Origin of the sequence: Sebaldella termitidis ATCC 33386, from assembly GCF_000024405.1 — a bacterium.
In the GTDB taxonomy this organism is placed as follows: domain Bacteria; phylum Fusobacteriota; class Fusobacteriia; order Fusobacteriales; family Leptotrichiaceae; genus Sebaldella; species Sebaldella termitidis.
Genome location: NC_013517.1, coordinates 416,160 through 442,056 on the forward strand (window position 1 = coordinate 416,160; position 25,897 = coordinate 442,056).

General features: G+C 32.9%; 24 protein-coding genes. 12 read left to right on the plus strand and 12 right to left on the minus strand.

Annotation, left to right across the window (positions count from 1 at the left end; genetic code table 11):
* Positions 1 to 9: 9 nt before the first annotated feature.
* Both STERM_RS01805 and yhfZ read right to left on the minus strand, forming a co-directional pair.
* Positions 10 to 360 (minus strand): PRD domain-containing protein, encoded by a 351-nt coding sequence (locus STERM_RS01805; RefSeq protein WP_012859845.1) that lies wholly within the window; start codon positions 358 to 360, stop codon positions 10 to 12.
* A gap of 416 nt (positions 361 to 776) precedes the next feature.
* A complete protein-coding gene (gene yhfZ, locus STERM_RS01810; RefSeq protein WP_012859846.1) occupies positions 777 to 1,688 on the minus strand; it encodes a GntR family transcriptional regulator YhfZ in 912 nt (303 codons plus the stop codon).
* Between the two features lie 322 nt (positions 1,689 to 2,010).
* Between yhfZ and STERM_RS01815 the strand changes: the two genes are divergently transcribed.
* A complete protein-coding gene (locus STERM_RS01815; RefSeq protein WP_012859847.1) occupies positions 2,011 to 2,772 on the plus strand; it encodes a Cof-type HAD-IIB family hydrolase in 762 nt (253 codons plus the stop codon).
* A 76-nt stretch (positions 2,773 to 2,848) separates the two neighbouring features.
* Here STERM_RS01815 and STERM_RS01820 read toward each other — a convergent pair whose 3' ends face one another.
* Positions 2,849 to 3,433: a lysozyme inhibitor LprI family protein gene (locus STERM_RS01820; protein WP_012859848.1), complete on the minus strand. Its 585-nt coding sequence runs from the start codon at positions 3,431 to 3,433 to the stop codon at positions 2,849 to 2,851.
* Between the two features lie 380 nt (positions 3,434 to 3,813).
* Here STERM_RS01820 and STERM_RS01825 point away from each other — a divergent pair, with 380 nt between their 5' ends.
* Complete coding sequence (locus STERM_RS01825; protein WP_012859849.1) at positions 3,814 to 4,908, plus strand: ABC transporter ATP-binding protein; 1,095 nt, start codon at positions 3,814 to 3,816, stop codon at positions 4,906 to 4,908.
* Positions 4,909 to 5,037: 129 nt separating this feature from the next.
* Here STERM_RS01825 and STERM_RS01830 read toward each other — a convergent pair whose 3' ends face one another.
* The gene (locus STERM_RS01830) at positions 5,038 to 5,694 is read right to left on the minus strand and encodes an HD domain-containing protein (RefSeq protein ID WP_012859850.1); all 657 of its coding nucleotides are present in this window, start codon (positions 5,692 to 5,694) and stop codon (positions 5,038 to 5,040) included.
* Positions 5,695 to 5,696: 2 nt separating this feature from the next.
* Entirely contained in the window at positions 5,697 to 6,545 is an 849-nt protein-coding gene (htpX, locus tag STERM_RS01835; protein WP_012859851.1) for a zinc metalloprotease HtpX, read from the minus strand.
* A gap of 208 nt (positions 6,546 to 6,753) precedes the next feature.
* On the opposite strand from htpX, the gene STERM_RS01840 reads away from it, so the two are divergent.
* From STERM_RS01840 to STERM_RS01850, 3 genes are all read left to right on the plus strand, one after another.
* A complete protein-coding gene (locus STERM_RS01840; protein WP_012859852.1) occupies positions 6,754 to 7,530 on the plus strand; it encodes an APH(3') family aminoglycoside O-phosphotransferase in 777 nt (258 codons plus the stop codon).
* 125 nt (positions 7,531 to 7,655) lie between these two features.
* The gene (locus STERM_RS01845) at positions 7,656 to 8,471 is read left to right on the plus strand and encodes a M48 family metallopeptidase (protein ID WP_012859853.1); all 816 of its coding nucleotides are present in this window, start codon (positions 7,656 to 7,658) and stop codon (positions 8,469 to 8,471) included.
* A gap of 318 nt (positions 8,472 to 8,789) precedes the next feature.
* Positions 8,790 to 8,990 carry a hypothetical protein gene (locus tag STERM_RS01850; protein ID WP_012859854.1) on the plus strand — a complete coding sequence of 67 codons (201 nt, stop codon included), beginning with the start codon at positions 8,790 to 8,792 and terminating at the stop codon, positions 8,988 to 8,990.
* Positions 8,991 to 9,030: 40 nt separating this feature from the next.
* Here STERM_RS01850 and STERM_RS01855 read toward each other — a convergent pair whose 3' ends face one another.
* Together STERM_RS01855 and STERM_RS01860 are read right to left on the minus strand one after the other, a co-directional pair.
* Positions 9,031 to 9,660: a helix-turn-helix domain-containing protein gene (locus STERM_RS01855; RefSeq protein ID WP_012859855.1), complete on the minus strand. Its 630-nt coding sequence runs from the start codon at positions 9,658 to 9,660 to the stop codon at positions 9,031 to 9,033.
* Between the two features lie 678 nt (positions 9,661 to 10,338).
* Positions 10,339 to 10,929, minus strand: a complete 591-nt coding sequence (locus STERM_RS01860) for a hypothetical protein (protein ID WP_012859856.1) — start codon at positions 10,927 to 10,929, stop codon at positions 10,339 to 10,341.
* A 569-nt stretch (positions 10,930 to 11,498) separates the two neighbouring features.
* On the opposite strand from STERM_RS01860, the gene asnB reads away from it, so the two are divergent.
* Together asnB and STERM_RS01870 are read left to right on the plus strand one after the other, a co-directional pair.
* Positions 11,499 to 13,085: an asparagine synthase B gene (gene asnB, locus STERM_RS01865; protein WP_012859857.1), complete on the plus strand. Its 1,587-nt coding sequence runs from the start codon at positions 11,499 to 11,501 to the stop codon at positions 13,083 to 13,085.
* Positions 13,086 to 13,180: 95 nt separating this feature from the next.
* A complete protein-coding gene (locus STERM_RS01870) occupies positions 13,181 to 13,552 on the plus strand; it encodes a nuclear transport factor 2 family protein (protein ID WP_012859858.1) in 372 nt (123 codons plus the stop codon).
* Between the two features lie 609 nt (positions 13,553 to 14,161).
* Here the strand turns inward: STERM_RS01870 and STERM_RS01875 are convergent.
* Entirely contained in the window at positions 14,162 to 15,268 is a 1,107-nt protein-coding gene (locus STERM_RS01875; protein ID WP_012859859.1) for an anaerobic sulfatase maturase, read from the minus strand.
* A 184-nt stretch (positions 15,269 to 15,452) separates the two neighbouring features.
* On the opposite strand from STERM_RS01875, the gene STERM_RS01880 reads away from it, so the two are divergent.
* The gene (locus STERM_RS01880; RefSeq protein ID WP_012859860.1) at positions 15,453 to 16,220 is read left to right on the plus strand and encodes an exodeoxyribonuclease III; all 768 of its coding nucleotides are present in this window, start codon (positions 15,453 to 15,455) and stop codon (positions 16,218 to 16,220) included.
* A gap of 101 nt (positions 16,221 to 16,321) precedes the next feature.
* Here the strand turns inward: STERM_RS01880 and STERM_RS01885 are convergent, their stop codons facing one another.
* Positions 16,322 to 16,894 (minus strand): tyrosine-type recombinase/integrase, encoded by a 573-nt coding sequence (locus STERM_RS01885; protein WP_012859861.1) that lies wholly within the window; start codon positions 16,892 to 16,894, stop codon positions 16,322 to 16,324.
* A gap of 248 nt (positions 16,895 to 17,142) precedes the next feature.
* Between STERM_RS01885 and STERM_RS01890 the strand changes: the two genes are divergently transcribed.
* On the plus strand, positions 17,143 to 17,670 hold the full coding sequence (locus STERM_RS01890) for a hypothetical protein (protein ID WP_012859862.1): 528 nt from the start codon (positions 17,143 to 17,145) through the stop codon (positions 17,668 to 17,670).
* 56 nt (positions 17,671 to 17,726) lie between these two features.
* Here STERM_RS01890 and STERM_RS01895 read toward each other — a convergent pair whose 3' ends face one another.
* From STERM_RS01895 to STERM_RS01905, 3 genes are all read right to left on the minus strand, one after another.
* Positions 17,727 to 20,342, minus strand: coding sequence for a tetratricopeptide repeat protein (locus tag STERM_RS01895; protein WP_012859863.1), 2,616 nt, complete (start codon positions 20,340 to 20,342; stop codon positions 17,727 to 17,729).
* A gap of 144 nt (positions 20,343 to 20,486) precedes the next feature.
* Positions 20,487 to 21,476, minus strand: a complete 990-nt coding sequence (locus STERM_RS01900; protein WP_012859864.1) for a 3',5'-cyclic-nucleotide phosphodiesterase — start codon at positions 21,474 to 21,476, stop codon at positions 20,487 to 20,489.
* Positions 21,477 to 21,636: 160 nt separating this feature from the next.
* Positions 21,637 to 22,542 (minus strand): SAM hydrolase/SAM-dependent halogenase family protein, encoded by a 906-nt coding sequence (locus tag STERM_RS01905; RefSeq protein ID WP_012859865.1) that lies wholly within the window; start codon positions 22,540 to 22,542, stop codon positions 21,637 to 21,639.
* A 199-nt stretch (positions 22,543 to 22,741) separates the two neighbouring features.
* On the opposite strand from STERM_RS01905, the gene STERM_RS01910 reads away from it, so the two are divergent.
* From STERM_RS01910 to kdsA, 3 genes are all read left to right on the plus strand, one after another.
* On the plus strand, positions 22,742 to 23,158 hold the full coding sequence (locus STERM_RS01910) for a hypothetical protein (protein WP_012859866.1): 417 nt from the start codon (positions 22,742 to 22,744) through the stop codon (positions 23,156 to 23,158).
* Positions 23,159 to 23,290: 132 nt separating this feature from the next.
* The gene (locus STERM_RS01915; protein ID WP_012859867.1) at positions 23,291 to 24,736 is read left to right on the plus strand and encodes a UDP-N-acetylmuramoyl-L-alanyl-D-glutamate--2,6-diaminopimelate ligase; all 1,446 of its coding nucleotides are present in this window, start codon (positions 23,291 to 23,293) and stop codon (positions 24,734 to 24,736) included.
* Positions 24,737 to 25,042: 306 nt separating this feature from the next.
* Positions 25,043 to 25,888, plus strand: a complete 846-nt coding sequence (gene kdsA, locus STERM_RS01920) for a 3-deoxy-8-phosphooctulonate synthase (RefSeq protein WP_012859868.1) — start codon at positions 25,043 to 25,045, stop codon at positions 25,886 to 25,888.
* Positions 25,889 to 25,897: the final 9 nt, after the last annotated feature.

Consider the following 25,897-nt stretch of genomic DNA (forward strand, 5'->3'; position numbering starts at 1 on the left):
TTGGTAATATTACTGTTCCATTAATAAACAACCGTTAATGACTAGATATTCCTTTTCATTTTTCGGAATTTCATGTTCAATGATATTTTCTATGATTTCTGCAAATCTTAAAGCATTTTCAAAGTTTTCACTTTCCTTGATTTCCTCGAAGATTGCATTCTCTACATCAGTAGTGGCTTCATTGTTTTTGATTCTCATAATTGCCATTGAAACATGGGTAATAAACATCTGTCCTGATTCTGTACTCAGATCCAGAGTAAATTCTTCGGATACTTCATTCATAATTCTTTTTACTTTTTCATAAGTTTCCTGATCAATAAGTTCTGCTTCGACTAAAATATCCAGTCTTTCCGTTTCCATAATTCCTCCTAAAATATCTTAATATTACAGTATTCGCGAAAACAGTTAATACTGTCCGGAATACACACCTAAAAACTAAAATTATATATAATAGTAAAGTTAGTGTCTAAATTTACATTTTGAAGAATGAAAAATACAGTGAGAGTATAAATTTTCTTACTTCCCTTGGTATAGTTTCAATCTTCATTTTTTTGAAAATTCATTTTTAAAAAAATATAATTAATATCATGCGCAGATAGCTAAAATTTTACACAGATAAAAAAGCTATATTTTTAGCGATTCAGCAAAAATGTTTTCTGCCGTTTTCTAATAAAGTTTCGTTCTTTAATTTTCATTTTTTTGAAAATTGATTTTAAAAAATATATTCGATGTTTTATACAATAATTAAAATTTGGCATAAACAAAGGGCTATATTTTTAATAGCTTGGGTAAAGTTTATCTTCTAATATATCTTTCTGCATTTGCAGTATAAATTCTCTTTCAATAACTTTATCGGCTATATTTTTCAGTGCGCTGTCATTTTGCTTTACTACGAGTACAGCTTCATTTGCAAGATTTACCTGTGTTTTATTTTTCAGCTCTTCATATTGAATATTCATATTCTGCTCTTTTATTTCATCCAGATTCCACACAGTAGCATCAATAATACCTCTTTTCAGCAGTTCAGGAATCTTGTTATAATTTATTTTTACCAGCTCAATATCATCATTACCCTTGAAATAATCCTTAGTCAGCAGGTACTGATCTTTGGAATCAGGATCAATTCCTACTTTTTTTATGACAGTATTTTCATTTTTGAAAAGAACGTGTTTATCCACATAGGTATTTTCCCCGAACTCATAAGCAATTTCTATTTTTTTTCCGGATTTTATTGCCTGATTTGCTGCAAGCTTTGATACTATGGCAAAATCATAAAGTCCTTTTTCCAAAAAATTAATTCTGATGTCAGCTCCGCCCATATGGGCAAAGTAAAAAGGAATTTTTTTGTCTGAAAAGCATTTTTTTAGCCCTGTAGCCAGTCCCTCATATCTTTTGGAATAAGGAAGCGGCATAACACATACAACAGTGCTGATACCTGCATAATTTAAAAGCTTTTCGTATTTTATGTTTTTTACCGTAGTTCCCATATGACCTTTTCTTTCAAGAGTCACCATCTTTTCGTCTTCCAGAAATTTAATAGCTTTTTGGATAGTACCAACCGAAAGTTCAAATTTTTTAGAATATTCAGGTATGGAGTCCATTCTGTCTCCGATATTTATTTCGAGAAATGCTTTGGCAATGTTAATGATTGCCTGTCCGTTTTTCTTTAAAAGTACTATTTCCTTCATATATAAGCCCCTTTAAAATTTATTTTCATTTTTTTGAAAATTGATTTATACTATATGATACCATAATTTTTGAAATTGTCAATATTGAAATATAGTTCCCTGAATTACTGTAAAATTAAGATCAAAAAAAATAAGGATGCTTAAAATGCCGGATTAAAACATAAAAAATCAGAATTTTTTGATAAAAAGGAAGAATCAGGATAAAATTTTAGATTTCAGCATTACAGGCGAGAAATTAATTATCATAAAAAGATAAAATGTGTTATAACTTAAATGTGAAAGTCTGAATATTCATAATTTATACTTTTAGGGAGTGATTTAAGTGGAACTATTTGTGACAGATCTTGACGGGACACTGCTGTATAAGGAAAATGAAGTGAAGGAGTCAACAGCGGAGCTGGTAAAAGAGATGCAGAAGAACGGAATTAAGGTGGCAACAGCAACGGGAAGAATTCTCAGAGGGGTGAGATTTCTTAAGGAGGAGCTGGGGCTGAATCTGGATTATTATGTACTTGGAAACGGTTCTGTGATAACAGACAGCAATTTTAATATTATATATAAAAGAACTATTGATTATAAAATAATAAGAGCTGTATACGAATATCTTGAAAATATACAGCTGAAAGGGTTCAGAAATGCTTTGACAAATGAAAATGTCTACTGTCTTACAGGTAAGCCTGAGAATGACAGACCGTTTTTTCATGAGTCCAGTATAGATGAGATAGCAGACAAAGAAGTAGTTTCCTTTGTGACTAACTATGAAGGCAGAGATATGAAAGCTATAGAAGAAATAGCTGCTGATATGAAGCAGAAGTTTACTGAAGTGGAAGTATTTCAGAATAAGCATTTTATAGATGTGGCACCAAAAGGGGCTTCTAAGGCAGCGGGTATAAAAACTGTGATGGAAAAGCTGGGAGATATAAAAAAGCTTTATACAATAGGCGACTCATATAACGATATACCAATGCTGAAGATGACAGAAAATTCCTTCACTTTTCAAAGTTCTCCGGAAGCAGTCAAAAATAGAGCGGGAACTGTAGTAAGTGACTTTGATGAGTGCATAAAAAAGTATGTCTTGAAATAACAGGATTTTTTATATAACGGTATAAAAAAATACGGATATGATAAATTATTTATCAAAATCCGTATTTTTATTATATTTATTTTACTTTATCGTATAATTCTGCGAGTTCGTATGTTCTGTCCATAGTAAGGTTATAAAATAAATCTGCATTAACAAGATGGTCTCCTGATTCATTCAGCTTAGCATCTCTCTGCTTTATCCATTTTCTCTGTTCAGTTCTCAGCTCTTCCTGCTGTGAAGGTGTAAGTTTTTTCATTAAGGCTTGATATACGGCATTTAATTCATCATCCCATGCACCGCCCCATTCATTAATCTGATCGGTATTTTCATAATCAAGATCTCCGCCGGTATATGATCTGTGTATAGGTTTCATACGGATTGCTAAATTATCAGAATATTCATTATTCTTAGCTTTTTTTTCTTTCAGCTCTGCCAGAGTAACTTTGCTTTCCTTTGGCTTTTCTGTTTTCTTCTCTGTCCTTGCAGTATCTCCTGTTTCTTTATCTTCCTCATCATCCGTTTTTTCACTTTTGGCAGTTTCGACAGCTGTGGTCTTAGAGCCATTTACAAAAACTGCGTAAGCGAGGCTCCCTACTGCTAAAAGAAGAAATAAAAAAATACCTGCTATTATTACAATTAGTGCAGTATTGTTTCTTCTCATTCATACTCTCCTTAAAAATAGTTTTTTATTATTATATGAAAATATAATTCATATAATTATATCACATTATTATACAGAATCAAGAGAAATTTAATATAGATTATTAAAAAATGTAAAATGCGGCAACGATGAAAATGATCAGGGAGTAAGAAAAAATTTCAAAAAGTTAAATAAGAAATTTTTTTAGAAGTTAAACAAGAATAGTTTGTATAGTCTTTTTAAAAAAAGTAAAAAAAGTTATGCGAAAAAGGATACAATTATTCTGAAAAAATTTTTTTTCAAACTATAATTATATTGAATTCAGAATATTAAGAGCAGTTTATATATTTCATATGAAGAAAGTATATTTATAGTATGTGAAGATAACGGAGGTTTAGAATATGGCAAATGTAACATTAAAAGGGGTAGAAAAACAGTATCCAAATGGATTTAAAGCAGTACACGGGATAAATCTTGATATTAAAGACGGGGAATTTATGGTCTTTGTTGGTCCCTCGGGATGTGCTAAATCAACTACGCTTAGAATGGTAGCAGGTCTTGAAGAGATCACGGGAGGGGAAATATATATCGGTGATAAGCTCGTTAATGATGTGGCACCAAAAGACAGAGGAATAGCAATGGTTTTTCAGAACTATGCCCTTTATCCGCATATGAGCGTTTATGATAATATGGCTTTCGGGCTGAAGCTAAAGAAAACACCGAAAGCAGAAATAGACAAAAGAGTAAGGGATGCAGCAGAAAAGCTTGAAATAACAGACCTGCTGGACAGAAAACCAAAGGATATGTCAGGAGGGCAAAGACAAAGGGTAGCACTTGGAAGAGCAATAGTAAGAGAGCCGGAAGTATTCCTTTTTGACGAGCCTTTAAGTAATCTTGATGCAAAGCTGAGAGTATCCATGAGGGTAAGAATAAGCCAGCTGCACAAAGAGCTGGGGTCGACAATGATTTATGTGACACATGATCAAGTAGAGGCAATGACAATGGGAGACAGAATATGTGTCTTAAGAGAAGGAAAGATCATGCAGGTGGATACGCCGTTAAATCTGTATAACCATCCAGCGAATAAATTCGTAGCAGGCTTTATAGGATCACCGACAATGAATTTTTTGAACGGAGTAATAGAAGAAAAAGACGGGAAGCTGTTAATGAAGGTAAAGGGAACAGAGCTGGAATTTCCGGAGAGCATGAGAGAGAAGATAAAAGGACATACAGGAAAAGAGGTGTCATTTGGAATAAGACCGGAACATATCTCACTGGGAAAAGAAGGAGAGCAGAATGCACTGAGAGGGAATATACTGGTAAAAGAACAGATGGGAAATGAAGAGATAGTGTATTTTGAGAGTGAGGGAAACCAGATAACGGCAAGGCTGACGCTGAATCAGGAGGAAAGTCTGAGCCTGAAGGAGAGCGGAATATTTAAAATAGATATGGAAAAATGTCATTTATTTGATATAGATACTGAATTAGCCTTTTAAAACTAATAATATTATAAAGGAAAAGTTCTCCAAATGAGCAAAAGGACTGCGTTTAGCAGTCCTTTTAATTAATCCGGAAATATTTTGTTTTATGTTAATTAATTAGTTATTATATCAAAGCTTTCTGATCTAAAGCTCCCCGTTCCATTCGGAATAAAATTCATCCAGAAAGGAGCGCATAAACTCATGACGTTTTTCAGCCTTCTCTTTTCCAGTTTTTGTATTCATTTTATCTTTTAGAAGCAGTAATTTTTCATAAAAATGATTAATTGTACTTCCGCTTTTATTTTTATATTCTTCAAATGTATTGTGTATCTCATGTGAAACATCAGGATTATACATTTCTCTTTTCATAAAACCGCCGTAGGCAAATGCTCTTCCGATTCCCATAGCTCCTATTGCGTCCAGTCTGTCTGCATCCTGTACAATCATACCTTCTTTTGTAGTAATTGTATTTTTTACGTTGGCACCTTTGAAAGAGATGTTTTTTATAATATCTGAAACATGTTCAATGATTTTTTCGTCTACATTTAGATCGGCAAGAAAGATCCCGGCTATTTCGGAACCCTTATCGAGATTTCCGTCATTAAATTTCCAGTCTGCTATATCGTGGAGCAAGGCCGCAAGCTCTATAATGAAAATATCGCAGTTTCCCTCTTTTTCGGCGATGTCCAGTGCATTATTATATACTCTCAGAATATGCCACCAGTCATGTCCCGAGCCTTCATCTTCAAGCTTATTTTTTACATATTCTTTTGTTTTATCTATAATTTCTATATTAGTCATGATTATCTTTCCGCCATCTGTTCAAGTCTTTTTATTCTTTCGCTTGTAGGAGGATGTGTTCTAAAAAGATTTGCAAAGGCAGCACCTGCATTAGCAAGAGGATTTACAATAAACATATGCGAATATGAAGGATTATTATGCTGCATAGGCACTCTTCGCCCGTATGCCTCCAGTTTTTGAAGGGCGTTTCTCAGATAGAGAGGATTCCCCGAAACCTCTGCACCGAATTGATCAGCAAGAAACTCTCTTTTTCGTGAAATACTCATCTGAACGATCATGGCTGCAACCGGAGCAAGTAAAACAAGAAGGAATGCAAAAGGATTCGCTCCCCTGTCATTGTCAGAACGTCTTCCGCTGCCGGAGTACATGGCAAATCTGCTCATGATAGAAATAGCACCTGCAAATATTGCGGCAATAGTACTGATAAGAATATCCCTGTGCTTGACATGCCCGAGTTCATGACCGATAACTCCGCTCAGCTCGGCATCATCCATAGTTTCCAAAAGACCCGCAGTGACAGCAACTGCTGCATGCTCGGGATTTCTTCCCGTAGCAAAAGCATTTGGCTGCATTTCAGGTATAAGATAAATCTTAGGCATAGGAAGATCAGCATTTCTTACAAGCGATCTTACTATATTGTATACTCTCGGATTGCTGTTTTCAGTGATCGGCTGTGCATTGTAATTGGCGAGAACCATCTTATCGCTGTTCCAGTAACTGAAAATATTGATACCCGAAGCAAGAACAAGACCAATGACTGCTCCGCTCTGACCTCCGATAAAATCACCGATAAACATGAAAATTAATATCAGAATAAACATCAAAAAGAATGTTTTTATTTGATTACCCATATAGAGACTCCTAATCTTAAATATTTTATTATATTATAATCCATAATTGAATCCTAAGTCAAGACAGATGAAGAATTAAGTAAACAAAAAATAAAACCCTGTCAGACCTATTATATTTTTATAAACACGGTATTGAATGTGTATATTTCATATGCTATAATTTTATAAAGATTCATAAAATTTAGTAAATATAAATTTCGGAGGTGGTTTGCTGAATAAAGAGAAATTGCCTTATGATTTGAGAGAAAAAATTTCAGATATGTTTTTTACCCGGATTGATACTGGTGAATCCGGTGCAAAGGTATTTAAAGTATCATCTGATACAGCTTCTTATTATCTGAAAATAGAAACAGCCGCTGGAGAGCTGGAAGAAGAATATCAAAAAACCAGATGGCTCCAGGGAAAGCTCGAGGTTCCGGATATTTTATATTTTGGTGAAGAGAACAAAAATAAGTACATGCTTCTGACTGAAATAAATGGAAGGATTCTCTGTGATAAAGAACACATTAGGAATCCGGAAGCAGCAATAAAGTTACTCGCTGAAGGACTCGTGAAACTTGGCGGAGTTGATACAGACAGCTGTCCTTTTGATAACAGGCTTGAAAAAAAACTGGAGAAGGCTGCGGAGAATGTGAGATTAAACAGGGTAAACATGACAGACTGGGAAGAAACAACAAAATTTTCCAATCCTGAATCTCTTCTGAATTACTTATATAAAAACAGACCGCCGGAGAATGAAGTTATATTTACTCATGGTGATTACTGCCTTCCCAATATTATTGCGGAGCTGGATGAAATTACTGGATTTATTGATTTAGGAAGAGCGGGTATTGCAGATATATGGCAGGATATAGCATTATGTATGAGGTCAATGCACCGCAATTTTGGAACCCGGAAGTATGAAGAACTGCTGCTGGAATATCTTGGGAGAAAACAGGATAAGGAAAAGCTGGAATATTATATTCTGCTGGATGAGATGTTTTAATTTGCATATTATCTAAATAGTGAAACTACAGGTATAAAATGCGGGAGGAACAAAATTAAAGATTGACAAAAGCAGTAAAAAATAATAAAATATTAAAAGAAAATAAAAAATCAGGAGGTATATGAGTGAAAAAATTTAAATTATTATTGTTAACACTAATAAGCGTATTTGTATTGATATCATGCTCAAGTGCGCCTATTACAGGAAGACAGCAGCTGAAGTTTGTTGATGACGAGAAGCTTGCTAGTGAATCATCGGCCGCTTACAGTGAATTTATAGCACAGGTAAAACAGCAGAATCTGCTTGCCAATAGTACAAATGACGGAAAGAGAGTAACAGCTGTAGGGAATAAGCTGGCAGTAGCAGTAGAGAAGTATCTGAGAGAAAACGGACAGGCTCAGAAAGTGGACTACTTAAATTGGGAATTCAATTTAATAAAGTCAGATGATGTAAATGCATTTGCTATGCCTGGCGGGAAAATAGCATTTTATACAGGAATTATGCCTATAGCAAAAAATGATGCAGGAATAGCAGCTATAATGGGACATGAAATAGGTCACGTTATTGCAGGGCACCATGCTGAAGGGAAAAGTAATGAAACTGCAGCAGGAATTGTAATGATTGGAAAACAGGTAGCAGATATAGTAACAGGAGGAGCAACATCAGTAATAAGCAATGATTTGGTTGGTCAGGGGCTTAGCCTTGGACTGCTAAAATTTAACAGAACACAGGAATATGAAGCAGATAAATACGGAATGATTTTTATGGCAATGGCAGGATATAATCCAGAAGAAGCTCTTGCTGTATGGGAAAGAATGGCAGCCGGCGGATCATCAGGCGGTCCTGAAATACTTAGTACACACCCTAATACTGAAAACAGAATCAAAAAAATGAAAGAATTTTTACCGGAAGCAATGAAGTATTATAATCAAAGTAAATAAATAAAAAAAGCCGTTTACAAAATATTACAATTTTGTCCAGCGGCTTTTTATTTAATTATTATAGGGGATTGGACACATATAACTACAGTTTTAAAAAGTTTATAGTGTATATACAAAAACAAATAAAAAACAAAAAAATAACTAAGAGGTTAAATGTTATAATTCATTCAATACAACAGAGAGGAGGAAAATTTTTTAATTTGTCTGATGTGTTGCAGCTGGATGTTTTGAAAGCATGAACAGACAGAGGTAATATAAGACACTGGTTTAAGAACGACTTTTATGCCTTTAATGATATAGATTAAGAAATCAAAAAAAATGAAAAAGCTAGATGATGGAATAAGAGAAATTTATGAAGTTTTAGAAACATTAAATGAAGGAAAGAAAGAAAAATTCAATATATTTTCCAAAGACGAGGATATCGTAGTGGAAGAATTGGAAAAACTGAAATTCAGTTACTTTAAAAAAGGATTCCTTGCATGTTTGTTACATGAAGAGGAAAACTCTGTTTCAAAATAAAATTTTAAGATAAAAAAAATGGGCTGTAAAAAGCTCATTTTTATAAATTATAATTAATTATAGCAACAACTTTTCCCAGAATTTTTACATCATTCAAATTATTGAATACAGTAATTTTTTTATCAAAATAGTTTATTAAAACAATAGTTTTATCTTTTTTGTAATAATTGCTTATAAAGATATCATCCTGATTTTTAAAGATACCCACGTCTTTAATATTAAGAATTTTTATTTCAGGATTAAAGATGACAACATATTCCTTGTTTATTTCCACAGCCTTGCAAACTTTTGAAACATAAGGAAATTTAAGAAAATCCTTTGAATATGTACTATTGATACTGTTAAACTTACTGAAAGGAATTATTTCGATTTCCTCCTTTTCAAGTTCTTTTTTAGTCGATAGGGTAGTATAGTAATTTAAAATATCGTCTTCTGTTATGTAATTGATTAAATTATATAAAGTTAAAAGATTAATAGAGTAAAAGTCTGCAAGAGATTTTAAAATCATGGGATTAATACGCAGAATGGTCCCTTGCTCAAGTCTGCTCAATGTAGCAGAGTCTACCCCTGTAGCCTTCTCAAGCTCTTTGAAGGTAAGCTCTTTTTTATGACGTAATTCTTTCAAAATATCCCCTAATTTCAAAGCATCGTTATATGTAACCTTAAACATAGTAATTCCCCCTGTGACGCAATATTTATTAAAATATAACATTTTAAGTGTTGTAAATAATCAATAAAAACATAAAAAAAGATTTTAGTCAATCGAAAAAGAATAATTAATATAAATTAATAACAATGATAATTTTTAAATTATTTTATATAAATGAATTTGTTATACAAAAATTTAGATAATACTCAAACAAAATAAAAAAAATGTTTTTGATCATTGACAAAAAAAGAAAAAAAGGTTATAAATTATTTAGCAGCAAAAGAAAAAAATTATATTTTTAAAACTGAAATAAGTTAAATTAAGTTTTATCCGTGCATAATTTATTTCATTTTTTATTAACAAATTCAGAAAAGAATTCCAGCATATAATTTTTTTATTTAGTAAAGAAAGCCTCCGAAATTTAATTAATATAGTATTGAACTAAAGTCAGGCTGGAAAAAGAAAAATAAAGTGTTATAAAATAACACTTGTAATATATTACTTAATTTTAGTAAGGGTTATGAAGATTTTGTAATACATAAAAGCGGATAAAAAATTGCAGCAAATAAAAATAGAACCGGAAAATAAGGTTCTGTTTTTATTTTACTATAATCTTTGTTTGAAAATAAAAAAAGACACTTTACTTTATGGTAAAATGTCATAACAGTTCATAGTAAAATATTTTTCCGAAAACAGAAATTACTGAAAAAACTTTCTGTCCTGAATAACTGTAAGCTGGTCTTCGGAAAGAAGCCCGGCAATTTTATCATTTCTTGCTCTTTTTAGATTATTATATTGATCTGTAAAATCATCATTTGCGGGATTCTGTTCAATAAGGTCATCTATATTTCTCTGGAATTCATTTTCATATCTGAGAATACCGGCCTTCTGATCATGTGTAAGATTAAGCGAAGTGATAATATCAGCAATTTTGTTGTTTCTTTCTTCGAATTCAAGTCTTTTTTCATTCATAAAAGCATTATATTTCTTTATCTGGTCATGTGACAAAACCTTGTAAACATCTTCTTTTCTAGATGTTCTTATAGAATTCAGCGAAGATACTTTTTTAGTATAACTGAATGGCTGGTTCGCCACCTCTTCTGCTTTTTTCTGATATTTTGCGAATATTTTATTTAGTTCGTTCTGCTGTTTATCAGAAGCATTAACAGCTGTGAAAAGCTCTGTTTTATTTATTTTCAGAGTATATACTTTTTTATAGTAATCAGAAAGTGAAAATGAAATATTAAATAAAAAAATAACGATTAATATTCGAAATAAAATTTTTCTCATTTTAGCTCCTTAACAATAATATTTTACATAATTATAGCATAAATTATGAAAAAAATAAATTTATTAGAAAAATTATCACAAAAATAGAAGACCTTTGAAAAGAGGAAATAGTTTTAGAAAAATTAAAAATAAAATAAATCAATTGTATAATAAACGTATATATCTATTATCTAAAAAATATATCATTACATGATTGACATATTAATAAAATAGAACTATAATAGATTACAATCTTAAATAAAGGCTGAGAAGAGGAGAGTAACTTTAGTCAGAAGCTTTGAGCGAATTAGGGATGGTGAGAGCCTAATTAGCGGAGTCTAAAGTGAAGAACACCTTGGAGCTGTCTACCGAAAACATATTGTTAGTAGGCTAGGACGTAGACCAATGACGTTAGAATTGGCGGGTATCGAGTACTCAAAGAAGTATTTCCGTACCATGTAACTAAATATAACAGAGATTATTCTGTTATTTCTATAAATGTAGATTATTCATTTTAGTTATATAGGTGAACCCGCGATGCGGGTTTTTTTGTATTCGATGCATAAATTAAATTACAGGGAGTGATCAGAATGTGTGGATTTGTATTTACGTCATATGAGGGGACAAAGCAGAAAGAATTTGATAAGGGATTTCAGAAGATATATCACCGCGGTCCGGATAATGAAAGTGTAACAGTACAGAGGGGCGGTATATGGGGCTTCCACAGGCTGGCAATTATGGATCTGAGCAACAGGGGAAATCAGCCGTTTATGCATAACGGCAGTGAATTGATGTGCAACGGAGAAATATTTAACTATCAGGAGCTGGAAAAATTAGTAAAGGATATATATGAATTTCATTCAGAAAGTGACTGTGAAGTACTTCTTCCGCTTTATGAAAAATTCGGAATAGAGATTATGGTAAAAATGCTTGATGCAGAATTTGCAATGGTATTGTATGACGGGAAAACCGGAGAGGTAATGGCAGCAAGAGATCCGATAGGAATAAGACCTTTATTTTACGGTTTTGAAAAAGAGACAGGCAAAATTTCATTTTCAAGTGAGGCAAAAGGTCTTATAGACTTTTGCAAAGGTGTAAAGCCGTTTCCTCCGGGACATTATTATAAAGACGGTGAGTTTCACAGTTACAATGACATAGCTGATCCCAAAGTAATAGTTGATGAAGAAATAGAAACCATAACAAAAAAGATAAAGGACAAACTGGAAGCTGCAGTGATAAAAAGGCTTCACTCTGATGCACCTATAGGCTTTCTTTTGAGCGGGGGGCTGGATTCGTCGCTGGTGTGTGCAATAGCACAGAAGCATCTGAAAAAACCGATAAAAACTTTTGCTATAGGTATGGAAACAGATCCGATAGACTTGAAGTACGCAGGAGAAGTGGCAGAATATCTTGGAACGGAGCATACGGAGGTAAGAATTGCCAAAGATGATGTCTTGGGAGCGTTAAGAGATGTAATATATCATCTTGAAAGCTGGGATATAACAACAGTAAGGGCAAGTATTGGAATGTATCTTATATGTAAATATATACATGAAAATACAGGTTTAAAGGTTCTGCTGACAGGAGAAGTAAGTGACGAAATTTTTGGATATAAATATACAGACTTTGCTCCAACACCTGCAGAGTTTCAAAAAGAAGCACAGAAAAGGATCAGGGAGCTTTATTTATATGATGTATTACGGGCAGACAGATGTATTGCTGCACATTCACTGGAAGCAAGAGTGCCTTTCGGGGATATTGATTTTGTAAATTATGTAATGAGTGTAAATCCTGAAAAGAAAATGAACAAGTATAATAAAGGAAAGTACCTTTTAAGAAAAGCTTTTGAAGGGGAGGGATATCTTCCAGACAGTATACTTTACAGAGAGAAAGCAGCTTTTAGCGATGCTGTGGGACATTCTATGGTTGATTATCTGAAAGAATATGCCGAAGCGAAGTATTCGGAGGAAGATTTGAAAAATGCTGCGGATAAATATCCTTACAAAACACCATTTACGAAAGAGTCACTTTTATACAGAGAGATTTTTGAAGAATTTTATCCGGGAAATGCAGACTGGATAAAAGATTTCTGGATGCCTAACCGGGAATGGGAAGGGTGCAGAGTTGACGATCCCAGTGCAAGAGTTCTGTCAAACTACGGAGACAGCGGAAAATAAATCATAAGAAGACATCTGAATTTATAAACTTTACAAATAACGGAATTTTAAGTAAAATATCAGAATGGGAGATTATAATAATCAGAGGTGGATATATGAATAAAAAAGAACAGATAATAAGAAGATATTTTGATTCATGGATAACAGGAGAGGTTTCTGTATTATCGGAAACTTTTAGTGAAAATGCTGTTTATATAGAATCATACGGTCCTTTGTACAGAGGACTGGATAATATTATCAAGTGGTTCGAGAACTGGAATGAGCATGGTTCTGTTTTGGAATGGAAGATATTTCAGTTTATACATAATGATAAAACAGTGATTTGTGAATGGTTTTTTAAATGTGTATATGACAATAAGGAGGAGGAATTTAACGGTATATCCGTTATTTCTTTTGACTCTGAAAACAAAATCACATTATTAAAGGAATACCAGTCAAAACTGCCTAATTATGAACCGTACAGATAAGTTTTTACAGTAAAAACCGGAATATGAAAAAACAAATTGCTTATAAGCTTGAAAGTTGAAATAAATAAAATATAATGTATAAAAAAAGACAGGTCTAAGAGAAAAGACCTATAATTATATCAAGCTAATAAGAATAATAATTTTTTCATATACCCCCTTAGCTGTCTCAAAATACCGAGTTTGAGACAGCTTTTTTATTTAATGGAATTTTTAATGAAATAGGCAAAACTTTATTGACTAGCCTGAAAAAATTGTACAATTTGAAAGACATAAATAAAAAGCTGAAAAATGTCATATTATAGTGAGGAGAAGGTTAATGGAAAAGAATAAACTTGTTCAAAGGATAAGAGAGGATGCAGAAAATCCGTTCAGAGCAGGGTCGGTTTCTTATAAATATAAAAGCTGAAATAAATAAAAGATAAGGTATAAAAAAAGAAAAAGCTAAGAGAAAAGACTTATAATTATATCAAGCTAATAAGAATAATAATTTTTTCATATACCCCCAAAGCAGGCCGCTTGTTTTAATAGAACGAGCGGCCTGCAAATTTTATTGAAATAAAAATTTATTTTTGTAAAATATTTTTGTTTATGATACTGTCGAAGAAATAATTACATTCCGGCAATAGCTTTCATTCTTTCCAGTGAATAAGAGAAGAACTCTTTATATGAATCACAAAAATAATTTAGTCCGATAAAGCTTTTTCCGAAAGAGTTTTTTTGTTCTCTGTATCTTCTGCAGCCCCCTCTGCATATATAAAGAAACTCACATCCGGTGCATTTTTTATCCAAAGTATGTGACATCTGTTCGAACTCTTTTATTTTAGAGTTCTTTTTTATGTCTGAATAAGAGTTTTCTGCAATACTGCCTATTTTCCATTCATCCAAAACATAAAAGTCACAGGGGTATACGCTTCCGTCAGCTTCCAGAAGATAGTAAAATTCACAGCGACCTTTCATGGCACAGTTTTCCGGAGGATAACCTTTCAGCATATTGATATAGTTATTAAAGTCCCGGATACTGATATAAGTGCCTGACATGAAATCTTCATACCATAAATCAAACAGTTTTTTCAGAAAAAAGCTGTAAGAAGAAGGACTTAAAAAGGGAGCTTTATCTGAATCAAAACTATTTATTGAGGGTATAAACTGGAGATACCTGAAGTTATTTTCCTTAAAGAAATTATAGACATCTTCAGCCGCAGCAGCAAGCTCGTCTGTGACTACTGTAAGTATATTATACTCTACATTGTAATTATTAAAAATCTCTATATTCTTCATTATTTCAGTAAATGAGCCTTTGTTTTCAGTATTAATTCTGTGGAAGTCGTGTGTATTCTTATTACCGTCAAGTGAAATTCCCACAAGAAAGTTATTCTTTGCGAAAAAAGCTGCCCATTCTTCATTGAGAAGATATCCGTTTGTCTGAATGGAATTATATATATTAAGATTTTTATAGTTATATTTTTTTTGAAACTCGATAAGCTTTTTGTAAAAATCCAATCCTGCAAGTGTAGGCTCTCCGCCCTGAAAAGCAAAAGAACAATAGCCGTCAGCTTCGGAAAGTGTTTTTTTTACTATTATTTCCAAAAGCTCTGTTTTCATAATTCCGTAGCTCTTTGTTTCACGGCAGGCAGCCACATCAAAGTAAAAACAGTACTTACACCGTAAATTACACAGGCTGGAAGCCGGTTTTATAAGTAAATTTATTGGTTCCATATTTTTCTCCTTAATTTTATACAAATATAAAAAAATCTGTATACTTTCATTTTATCATTTTCTAAAATTTTACTCAAATATAAAAAGTGAATGTGACAATGCTTATAGACATATGCAGGACTTATTGATATAATAGATATAAATTAATATGGGGAATTATAAAACAAAATTAAGGAGCTGTGGAATGAGAATATATTCGTGGAATGTAAATGGAATCAGAGCATTGTACAATAAAGGAGAATTTTTTAAGTTATTTGAAGAAGAACCTGAGATAGTTTGTATTCAGGAAACAAAGGCACAGGCTGAACAGCTGTCAGAAGAGCTCTTAAATATAAACGGGTACAGCTCTTTTTTTGAGTCTGCCGATAAAAAAGGCTACAGCGGTGTGGCTGTTTACAGTAAGAAAAAACCGCTTATGGTAAAGAAATTTGATATAGAGAGATTTGATTCCGAAGGAAGATATATAGAGCTGGAATATGAGGATTTTATACTTATAAACTGCTATTTTCCAAATAGTCAGGAAAAAGGAAAAAGGCTTGATTATAAAATCGACTTTTGTGATGAGATTCTGAATTACCTTGAGGAAAGAAAAAAAAGCGGAAAGGCTGTAATAATAACAGGTGATTATAATATAGCACATAAGCCTATAGACCTTGCCAGACCAAAGGATAACGAGGAAAATCCGGGATATCTGCCTGAAGAAAGAGAATGGATGACAAAATTTATAGAAGCCGGCTATGTAGACAGCTTCAGAAAATTTTACCCTGAAGAGGTGAAATATACGTGGTGGTCATACAGAACACGTGCCAGAGAAAAAAATATCGGATGGAGAATAGATTATTTTTGTATAAATAAAGAATCGGAAGGTATATTAATTGATTCTGGAATAAGAAATGACGTGTTTGGATCTGATCACTGTCCTATATACATTGACATTAGTGTTAATAATTAGTACTTTGATAAACTCAAATTTAAAGTAACAATCATAAAATGTATTGGAATATTTATACCCTGCTTGATAAAATTAACCATAAAACTTTTGAGATCAGGGTACTAAATATTTAAAATTGCCTTACTGCTGATTTTTTCGAGATCTATATCTGAAATTCCGAGGTAACGCTGAGTAACTGAAGTATTGCTGTGGTTCAGAAGGCGTCTTACCAATTCTATATTGTTTTTACTCTCTTTATATTTCAGTGTAGCAAAGGTCTTTCTGAAGCTGTGTGTGGAAATATCCCTTAGTTCCAAGTACTTTATTACCACTTTTAGATTTTTTTGCACAGTTCTTACGTTCAGATTATCGAATAAAAGGTCATCATATCCGATACAGTTTTCCTTACAGTATTCCTTAATTGCGTTGTAAGTGTTTTTCGGGTAAGAACGGGACAAATTTTTTTTTGTTTTCTGTTCTGTTATGTTAATCCGGGAATTCAGTATGTCTTTTCGTCTAAGCTGTAAGATATCTCCTACCCGTAATCCGGTGTTTACCTGAAATAACAGCAGATAATAAATTTTCTTCTTAGCTCTGAAAGTCCGGACTTTTTGATCTTCTTTATAATGAAATCCGTATTTTAACAGATCTAGAATACTGTTTAGTTCCTTAAAAGTTAACGCTCTAGTTTTCATAACTCCTCCAATGCTTGTTACATCTAATATAACTATAATAGCATATCTTTATAAATATGCTTATATATTATAATAATAATAATTTAAATGTATTGATAAAATTTATTATAGAAATTATTTCAAAATTCTAAATTAAGTTAAATTGATTTTCCGAAGAATTTAATTACAACATTGACAATACGCCATTTTCAGAGATTAATTTATACGCTGCAGTCTTTTTAAATACTGTAAAAAACGAAAGGATACTTATGAAACAAATATTTTTAGCAATAACAGTAATATTTTTTATTTCATGCACAATACTTGAAGCAGATACAGTTTTGAATGAAACACAGCTGCTGAAAGACAGTAAAGAAATTTATTCTCTTATGGGAAATCTGAATAGGGCTGTAGTAGATAAGAATTCTAAAAGGATAAGAGATATTGCTGATCTTGATTCTAAAGAAGCAAATGTAAAAGAAACTGCGGATTTCGCATTAAAAATTCTTGCAAATACAGATTATCAGCTGTTATTTCAAATGGTAAACACTGATAGTCTTAATACAAGTCTTCTAAAAGAAAAAACAACTAAAATATATGAAATAAGTATGGTAGACAAATCAGATTTTACCTCTAACTTTCTTATAGTGAACAGATACAGTAATGACAATTATACGTTAATTGTGGTAAAAAGCAAAAAAAATAATAATTTTAATGAAGTAAGCAGAATATCATTTGAAATAAAAAGAAAAGGAAAAAAGTTCAAAATAGCTAAAATAGGACTTTTTTCTTCGTAAAATTTAAAAGACCCTCTATGATAATCTAAAATATCACAGAGGGTCTTTTTTAGTGTTTAGTGTATGGAAAAAACGGTATTTGTTTTATCCTTCAGCTCGTTGTTACTTTCTTTTATTTTTTCTATAGTTCTTATTTTGTCTTCTGTAAGATATTTTGCGTAATCAGAGTCCAGTTTTTTTATAATATCGTCTCTGCTGTTTTTTTCAAGATTTTCTCTTATATTTACCAATATCATACTGGGAAGAAGATTGAAGAAATCTTTATAATCTTTATTAAAATCTGTTTTAGAGAAAAACTGATTCACAGCATCCCCTATTTTGGAGCTTTTATTTTTCAGGACAGTTTCATCTGTGTCTTCATAAAGATCTTCCTGTTCCAGAATATCATTTATATGTGAGAATTCCTTTACATATTTATCGCTGAAAAATAAAATTCCATTTTCAAATATCTGTCTTCTTGAATAAGTAACGACCGGATTTTCACTGCTGTCTAATGTTTTCGTTTCCACGTTCCATTCTTTCAAAAGCATAGAAAGCATAAAATTACTGTCCGGATTACCGGGGTAAAATGAAATCCCCTTTTTATTTTTATATAAGTTTTTATAGGATTTTTTGAACTCTTTTTTTAGTGTATTGTCACTGTATCCCAAAAATTTGTTTTTAAATGAATCACTTAAATTAAGTTCTTCAGAATACTGTTTTACAATATAGAGGGCAGCAATTTTTACTGAATTCAGATAATTTTTTGAATTATCATGGGAATTATTTGTAAGAACCAGTACTTCGTCTATAAAATTTTTGATATCACTGTAATCCTGATATTTTAATGTAATATTCGCTGTTTGTTCGCTGTTTCCAAAAAAATCTGCATTTGGAAAAAGTCCGAGAACAAGCGGGATAAAATTAAGAGCTTTCAGAGTTTCATTTTCTCTTTTATCATCAAGCAGAAGTTTTTTTGCCTGATCAAAGTCTCCGTTTGAAGCATAATAATCAGCAAGTGCCTGCTTCATTCCGTGATCCTCAAATGAGAAAAAACCTGCACTTTGGGTAAGCTGTTTTTCAAGCTCTTCATATTCCTCTTTGTCATTAGTCTTTTTATAAATATCAAGCAGATAAATCTTGTCAGGATAATAAAAAGAGTCCTGGTTATGAGATGAAACACCGTAGTCATAGGAGTTTGACAAAAAAGAATAAAGAGTTTTTGCTTTATCAAGATCTCCGAGTTTGTAATATGCATAGGCACCTAATCTTATCATAGAAATATTATAGCCGTAAGAATCATAGTCATGATAATCATTCGAAGCCTTCGGCTCTTCATTCAGATCAATACCGCTGTCCTGAATTAATGCCAGAGTTTTATTATATTTTTGTGTTCTGTTATACAGGTCGACTATATTCAGATTAATATTGTTATTTTTAGAAGGAAGCATGCTTTCATAAATCGAAAGTGCCATTTCTGTATCTTTTTTTTCTGTATATATTTGTGCAAGAACAGGCTTTGCCCTGTTTATTCCCTGTGTGATATATGCTTCATAAATAGGAACTGCTCTGTCTTTTACCATTTTCCAGTTTTCGCCAAGATAATAACCGTCACTGATAAGGTCGTCAATAAAGGTATTTAGTTTTTCTTTCTTGTCATTTAGATAATATAATGATAATAATTCATTGACAGCATCATAATCATCAGGATTTTCAGTTATTCTGTCCAGATATATTTTCTCATTTTCTTCAAAAGAAGTTTTTAGTATGGGAAGATCAAAATCTAAGTCATCTTCAGCTTCATCATCATCAGTTTCGGAAAGGACAGTATTATCATCCTGTACAGTCTGGAAATTATTTTCACTGTACTCATCTTCAGCATCAAGTACATTGCCTTCCTCAGCTTTGGACAGATATTCTTCGAGAACTTCTTTCGCGCCTTTGTCACCTCTTTTAATATAAGGGGCAAGCTCTTTTTTCAGGTCTTCTTTAGAATAATATTCGCCGAAAATAGTAAAAATTTCCATACTGCCCTTTGAATTTTTTAAATATTTTTTATAAGAATTAACTGCGTTTTTATAATCATTATACGCTGAGTATAAATCTCCGAGTTCTTTGTCTGCTCTTGTTTTTCCTTTGGCAGATTCAAGCTTTAACAAATCTACCCTTGTATTATAGCTGTACTGGCTGATCATATAGAAATAAGCGTCCTCATCTCCGCTTATGGCAAGATCACGGTAAACAGCGGAAGCTTTCTCTTCATAACCGTTTTCCGCATATATGGCAGCAAGCAAATCCATGTCACTGCGGCTTTTTTTATTAAATAATTTTATCAGCTTATCTTCGGAATTATCAGCAAGATAAAGAGAACCAAGCATGTGCAGAGCCTCTTTATTTTTTTTGCGTGCGAGCTCTTCAAGTATAACTGTGCTTTTTTCATCCTGAATATCATCAATATAATATTTGGCGAGCTTTAATTTTGCCTCGTCACTTACAGGACTGTATTTTTCATATATTTCCTTAGCTTTCAGAATTTTATTGCCGTAATAATAGTCATCAGCAAGTTCCAGTTCTTCATCTATTTTTTTTGTGTCAACAGAATTTTTGATATTTGTCTGACTGGTTTTTTTCGCAGATTCTGTTAAAATGCTAAAGTTAAGTAATAACAATGTAAGAATAATAAATTTTTTCATGATACCTCCTAAATTTTAATTATTATATCATTTTCGTGTAATTTTTCATAGAATAAATTATTTTAATGCGCAGAAAAAATAGACAGAAATAATATAATAAAAAACCCCCGTTAAATTTTCGGGGGGTATATAAAAATAAAATATTTAAAATTCCATACTATCTCCCTGATCCAGCATTATGAAATTCACTCCGAGAGTATTTCCGTTTTTCAGCTGTCCAAGAATTGAAGAACGTATATCGGTATTTTTGTTCAATGTGGGTTTAACATGGCTGATTATTACATTCAGCCCTTTCAGCGAGCCTTTTCCGCCGCTGTATTTTTCCAGATTCTGAAGCTCTTTCAGGAGCCATTCGGGAGTAAGATGTCCGAATAAATCCTTGTCGGCTATTCCGTTTTGATAAGAAACCTCGATTATTATACCTTTAAGATTCTTGCTTTTTACCTTTGGTCCCAGTGTTTTCCAGACAGTATCCAGATGCGTAGATTTCTCAACAGTATCAGGACCTGTATCTCCGAAAAAAGCGAAATAATCTTTATTTTTTCTGACAAGGATCATAGAAGACTCGTAATTACTGTGGCTGAGCGGCAAAGCGGCGCCGAATAGTGAAGTTCCCTCTATTGCAGTTTCTTTACCGGGGTCAAGCACTTTGTAAGTGTATTGTCCAAGCTTAAAGCCTTCACCTGATGTAGAAAAATTAGGCCATGTTTTCCAGTTAAAGTAGTTATTTGTCAAAACATCAACAACTGACTGCAATGCATAGATATTTTTCTTAGAATCATCTGTAGAGCTTATAACAAGTCCTGAAACATGATCCAGATGACCATGGCTGATAAAATAACCTTTTACGGCATTTTTAAAGACATAGCCTTCCAGCGTAAGCGGTGAATCTGCCGGGACAGCAATATTTTTAAATGCACCTTTGGCAGCGGCTTTTTCTATTCCCGGAAGAAGAGTTCCCGCATCCAGTGCAAGGTAGCTGTTTTCGTCAGTGCTTCTGATAAGATATGAAGTTATATTTCCGTCAATAACGCCGCCGTTTACACCCAGAGCTACTATTTCAAAAGAAGTTTTGGCAAAAGCGGAAACAGAAATAATAATACCGAATAATACTGTAAAAAATGTTCTTTTCATAAATCCCTCCAAAATATAATTTAATGCTGTGCTTCTATTCATAATCAGGCAGTTTCGCCGGAAAAATCCGGCACGGTCTGCGCAAAGGATGAGTAAGACGCTGCATTGGTTATAAAAACGGAAGATTATTTACCAAATGATAAAAATCTTCCAGATATATTTATTTATAAATTTTTACACTCCAGTCTCCGCCGTACTCTATTTTATAAGTAGAAGCAAAGTCACCCATGTTTACAGCAAAAGATAAAGAATCTAAGCTGTTGTAATACATAAGGTTTTTACCCTCAGGCACATCTCCGAAACTATTGGCAAAAGGCATCTTGTCCTTGAAGATAAGCTTGTCTTTATTGTAGATTTCCACTGTAAAGATATCGCCTTTTTTAATATTCATTTTACTTGCAGTATTACGGTCGATGTTAGTCCATATATTTCCATACTGTACATCTAAGATAGGTATGTTTCCTACAAGTGTATTTTTTTCATATTTTGCTTTCTGATAGCTGATCATTTCCACTTTAGAAGGAAGTTTTTTTCCTACCTGCTCAAAAGTAATAGCACCTGATGCAAGTCTTGCACCTGTATAAGCATATACATCACGTCCGTGGAAAGTATATGATTTTTCAGAATCCTGACGTCTGTTTACAGCCTCGTCAATTTGTCTAACTTCATCAATTCCGAATTTTTCTGCTACAAGAGCTAAAGTTCCGTTATCAGGAGTAACAAAATATTGTCCGTTTTTTGTTTTTAAAACAACGGATAATCTTTCGGTACCTACACCCGGATCTACTATAGATACAAATACTGTACCGGCCGGCCAGTATTCTGCCGTCTGATATAAACGGTATGCCGCATCCCATATACTGTAAGCAGGAATGTCATGTGTAACATCATATATTTTCAGATCCTTGTCGATTCCTATAGCGACACCTTTCATTGCAGAAACTGCCCCGTCCTTAAGACCAAAGTCAGACTGAAAAACCAGAATTTCAGATGCTGAAAATACAGAAGTTGAGAAGATAATAATACTTCCGACAGTTAATAAAAATTTTTTTAAAAATTTTTTCATATATCTCTCCTTAATAAGATTTAGTCACTTAAAATATATCTTTATTATGTAAAAAAGTCAAATATATTATATTAATCGGAAAATGTCCGTATAATAAGCAATATAAGGGAATGTTGCCGAATTTGTTTTGAGAATATGTTCTTTTAATTGAACTAATAATTTTTTTATGGTATTATGAAAAAAAATAAAGGAGGAATACATGAAAAAAGTCGTTTTATTTATATTTTTAGCATTAGGGATTATTTCATTTTCAGCAGATTATTCAAAGGGAGCTGCCGCAGAATTAAAGCTTGTTCCGATCAGCGGCAGTGAATACGGGTTTGACATTACATATTATCCTGAAAAGGACGGAACAGGGAAAGATGAGCCTTTGAAAGCAAGAGAATCAAAGACTGAAATAGGAATCGCAGTAAAAAAGGGGAACACATATTATTATGAAGGTGAATCATACGGGGAGCTATGCAAAATTGAAATAACTGAAAATGCAAAAAAAATGACAGTAAAAACCAATAAAAACTGTTCGGGGTATGATAATTTTGACGGGACTTATCAGTATAAAGGCGAAACATCGGCAAAGAATACCAAAGATATAAAGGATAATGCCGGAGGTTTTTAGCCAGTACTAAAAATACTTCAAAAAACAGAACTTTTTTAGATAAAGAATTTTTGTATTTATCTGAAAGTAGTTCTTTTTTTTATTGTATGATTATGATAAAATTAGTTAAATAAACAAAGGGAGAAGACGATTATGTTCGAAATATTTGAAAATGTAGAATATGAAGTTATCAATAAAGGAAAAGACTTTGTCATAGGGGATATTCATTATGACTCCAGAAAGATAAAGGAAAATGATGTGTTTTGTGCTCTTATAGGAGCAGTCACAGACGGGCATAACTATATAGAAAAGGCCGTGAACAGCGGTGCTAAAATGGTAATCGCGGAAAAAAAGGATATTACTGTTGCTGATAAGGATGTAACCTACATTTTTGTGGATAATCTAAGAAAACATCTTGGGGTAATAGCTTCCAATTTTTTCGGCTGGCCTCAGAAGAAACTGAAAATAATAGGTATTACAGGGACAAACGGTAAAACTACATCAAGCTACATACTGGACAGTATGCTTGAGAATACATCAAGAATAGGAACTATAGGCTATAAAATACTGGATGAGGAAATAGAAGCACCGAACACTACTCCCGAATCACTTGATCTGGTAAAAATGCTGGATAAGAGCCTGAAAAAAGGTGTGGAGTATTTTATAATGGAAGTAAGCTCACATGCTTTGGAGATAGGACGGGTGGATATGCTTGAATTTGATTCGGTAATGTTTACTAATCTTACGCAGGATCATCTGGATTATCATGAAAATATGGAGAATTATTTTAACGCTAAGTTTAAGCTGTTTTCCATGCTCAGAAATAAAGATGCTGCAGCTGTAAATATAGATGATTCCTACGGGGAAAGAATTTATAATTCCAATAAAAGCTATAAATCTTATTCTATAATAAAGGATTCGGATCTGAAAGGAAAAATAGAGGAATATCATAACGGAGGAATGAAAGCTTCTGTTATTTTTCAGGGAGCGGAATATTTCTTTGATACGAAGCTCGTGGGAGACTATAATCTGTATAATCTTCTGGGTTGTATCGGAGTGCTTCTGAATCTCGGTTTTGATATCAGGGATATAATCGAAAGGGTGAAAAGAGTAGGTTATGTACCGGGAAGATTCGAGCTGGTAAATGAAGGACAGGATTTCAGAGTAATAGTGGACTATGCACATACAGACAACGGACTTGAAAATATACTGGAAACTGTGAGAAAAATAACTGAAAAGAGAGTAATAACAATATTCGGGGCAGGCGGAGACAGAGATAATACCAAAAGACCAAAGATGGCAAGGGCAGCTGCAAAGTACAGCGACTTTGTAATTATAACTTCTGATAATCCCAGAACCGAAGATCCGGCAGAAATAACAAGGCAGGTAGAAAAAGGACTCACAGATATAGATTTTCCAAAAGATAAATATACAGTAATTGTAGACAGGGAACAGGCAATAAGATATGGAATAGAAATGTCAGATGCCAACGACAGCCTTCTTATAGCAGGTAAAGGGCATGAAGATTATCAAATACTAGGGCGTGAAAAGATCCATTTTGATGACAGGGAACAAGCCAGAAAATATTTGAAGAAATAATTCAAAATTGTGTAGTAATACCCGAAATAGTCCAATTGACAGTTATATATGGAGAAATTCTATAAGACACCAGGAAATACAAAAATATAAATTATATATATGTTTTATAGAAAAATTATATATATAGTTTATGTAAGTAAAATAAAGGATTGCCTATTTTGTCAAGGGGGTATTTAACAAATAGGCTCTTTTTTTTATTGTTTGAGTATGGTAGAATTATTACAGTGAAAAATACAGATATACAGATTATATTTTAAATATAAATAGCAGGAAAAGGATAATAAGATTTTAGAGGAGGAATTTAGTGTGGAAAATTTACAAAAAGTAAAAGAAGTAAAAATAAGTGATAAAATAACAATAGGAAATTCCAGAATAACCCTGCTTGCAGGACCATGCGTTATCGAATCGGAAGATCTGGTTATGGAAGTAGCGGCAAAACTAAAGGAAATTACTGATAAATTAGGTATAAATTTTGTGTTTAAGTCATCGTTTGACAAGGCTAACAGAACATCAATACATGGATTCAGAGGTCCGGGGATAGAAAAAGGACTGGAAATACTAAATAAAGTCAAGGAAAAATACGGAGTTCCGCTTGTAACGGATATTCATGAGCCATGGCAGTGTGAAGCAGCGGCAAAAGTAATAGATATTATACAGATACCGGCATTTTTATCAAGACAGACTGATCTGCTTGTAGCTGCTGCCCAGACAGGAAAAGCTGTTAATGTAAAGAAAGGACAGTTTCTGGCACCTTGGGATATGAAAAATGTAGTAAGCAAATTTGAGGAAGCAGGAAATACTAATATTATGCTTTGTGAAAGAGGAGCTTCATTCGGATATAACAATTTGGTGGTCGATATGAGAAGTCTTCTGGAAATGAGAAAATTCGGATATCCTGTTGTTTTTGATGCTACACATTCGGTACAGATACCGGGAGGTAAAGGAAGTGCGACAGACGGGAACAGAGAATATGTTTATCCGCTGATGAAGGCTGCTGTATCAATAGGAGTAGATGCTGTATTTGCAGAGGTTCACCCTGATCCTGACAAAGGAATGTCTGACGGACCAAATATGCTGAGATTAGATGATATGGAAGAGATACTTACAAACATTTTGAAGATAGATGATTTAGTAAAGAACCAAGAAATTTAGGAGGAATAA

Bases quoted from the DNA above. Each gene is read 5' to 3' on its own strand.
- STERM_RS01890 (WP_012859862.1), top strand. From the start codon at position 17,143: ATGAAACAAATATTTTTAGCAATAACAGTAATATTTTTTATTTCATGC.
- STERM_RS01875 (WP_012859859.1), bottom strand. From the start codon at position 15,268: ATGGAACCAATAAATTTACTTATAAAACCGGCTTCCAGCCTGTGTAAT.
- STERM_RS01900 (WP_012859864.1), bottom strand. From the start codon at position 21,476: ATGAAAAGAACATTTTTTACAGTATTATTCGGTATTATTATTTCTGTT.
- STERM_RS01910 (WP_012859866.1), top strand. From the start codon at position 22,742: ATGAAAAAAGTCGTTTTATTTATATTTTTAGCATTAGGGATTATTTCA.
- STERM_RS01915 (WP_012859867.1), top strand. From the start codon at position 23,291: ATGTTCGAAATATTTGAAAATGTAGAATATGAAGTTATCAATAAAGGA.
- STERM_RS01805 (WP_012859845.1), bottom strand. From the start codon at position 360: ATGGAAACGGAAAGACTGGATATTTTAGTCGAAGCAGAACTTATTGAT.
- STERM_RS01820 (WP_012859848.1), bottom strand. From the start codon at position 3,433: ATGAGAAGAAACAATACTGCACTAATTGTAATAATAGCAGGTATTTTT.
- yhfZ (WP_012859846.1), bottom strand. From the start codon at position 1,688: ATGAAGGAAATAGTACTTTTAAAGAAAAACGGACAGGCAATCATTAAC.
- STERM_RS01870 (WP_012859858.1), top strand. From the start codon at position 13,181: ATGAATAAAAAAGAACAGATAATAAGAAGATATTTTGATTCATGGATA.
- STERM_RS01860 (WP_012859856.1), bottom strand. From the start codon at position 10,929: ATGAGAAAAATTTTATTTCGAATATTAATCGTTATTTTTTTATTTAAT.
- STERM_RS01895 (WP_012859863.1), bottom strand. From the start codon at position 20,342: ATGAAAAAATTTATTATTCTTACATTGTTATTACTTAACTTTAGCATT.
- STERM_RS01830 (WP_012859850.1), bottom strand. From the start codon at position 5,694: ATGACTAATATAGAAATTATAGATAAAACAAAAGAATATGTAAAAAAT.
- STERM_RS01885 (WP_012859861.1), bottom strand. From the start codon at position 16,894: ATGAAAACTAGAGCGTTAACTTTTAAGGAACTAAACAGTATTCTAGAT.
- STERM_RS01850 (WP_012859854.1), top strand. From the start codon at position 8,790: ATGAAAAAGCTAGATGATGGAATAAGAGAAATTTATGAAGTTTTAGAA.
- STERM_RS01825 (WP_012859849.1), top strand. From the start codon at position 3,814: ATGGCAAATGTAACATTAAAAGGGGTAGAAAAACAGTATCCAAATGGA.
- STERM_RS01880 (WP_012859860.1), top strand. From the start codon at position 15,453: ATGAGAATATATTCGTGGAATGTAAATGGAATCAGAGCATTGTACAAT.
- htpX (WP_012859851.1), bottom strand. From the start codon at position 6,545: ATGGGTAATCAAATAAAAACATTCTTTTTGATGTTTATTCTGATATTA.
- asnB (WP_012859857.1), top strand. From the start codon at position 11,499: ATGTGTGGATTTGTATTTACGTCATATGAGGGGACAAAGCAGAAAGAA.
- STERM_RS01905 (WP_012859865.1), bottom strand. From the start codon at position 22,542: ATGAAAAAATTTTTAAAAAAATTTTTATTAACTGTCGGAAGTATTATT.
- STERM_RS01855 (WP_012859855.1), bottom strand. From the start codon at position 9,660: ATGTTTAAGGTTACATATAACGATGCTTTGAAATTAGGGGATATTTTG.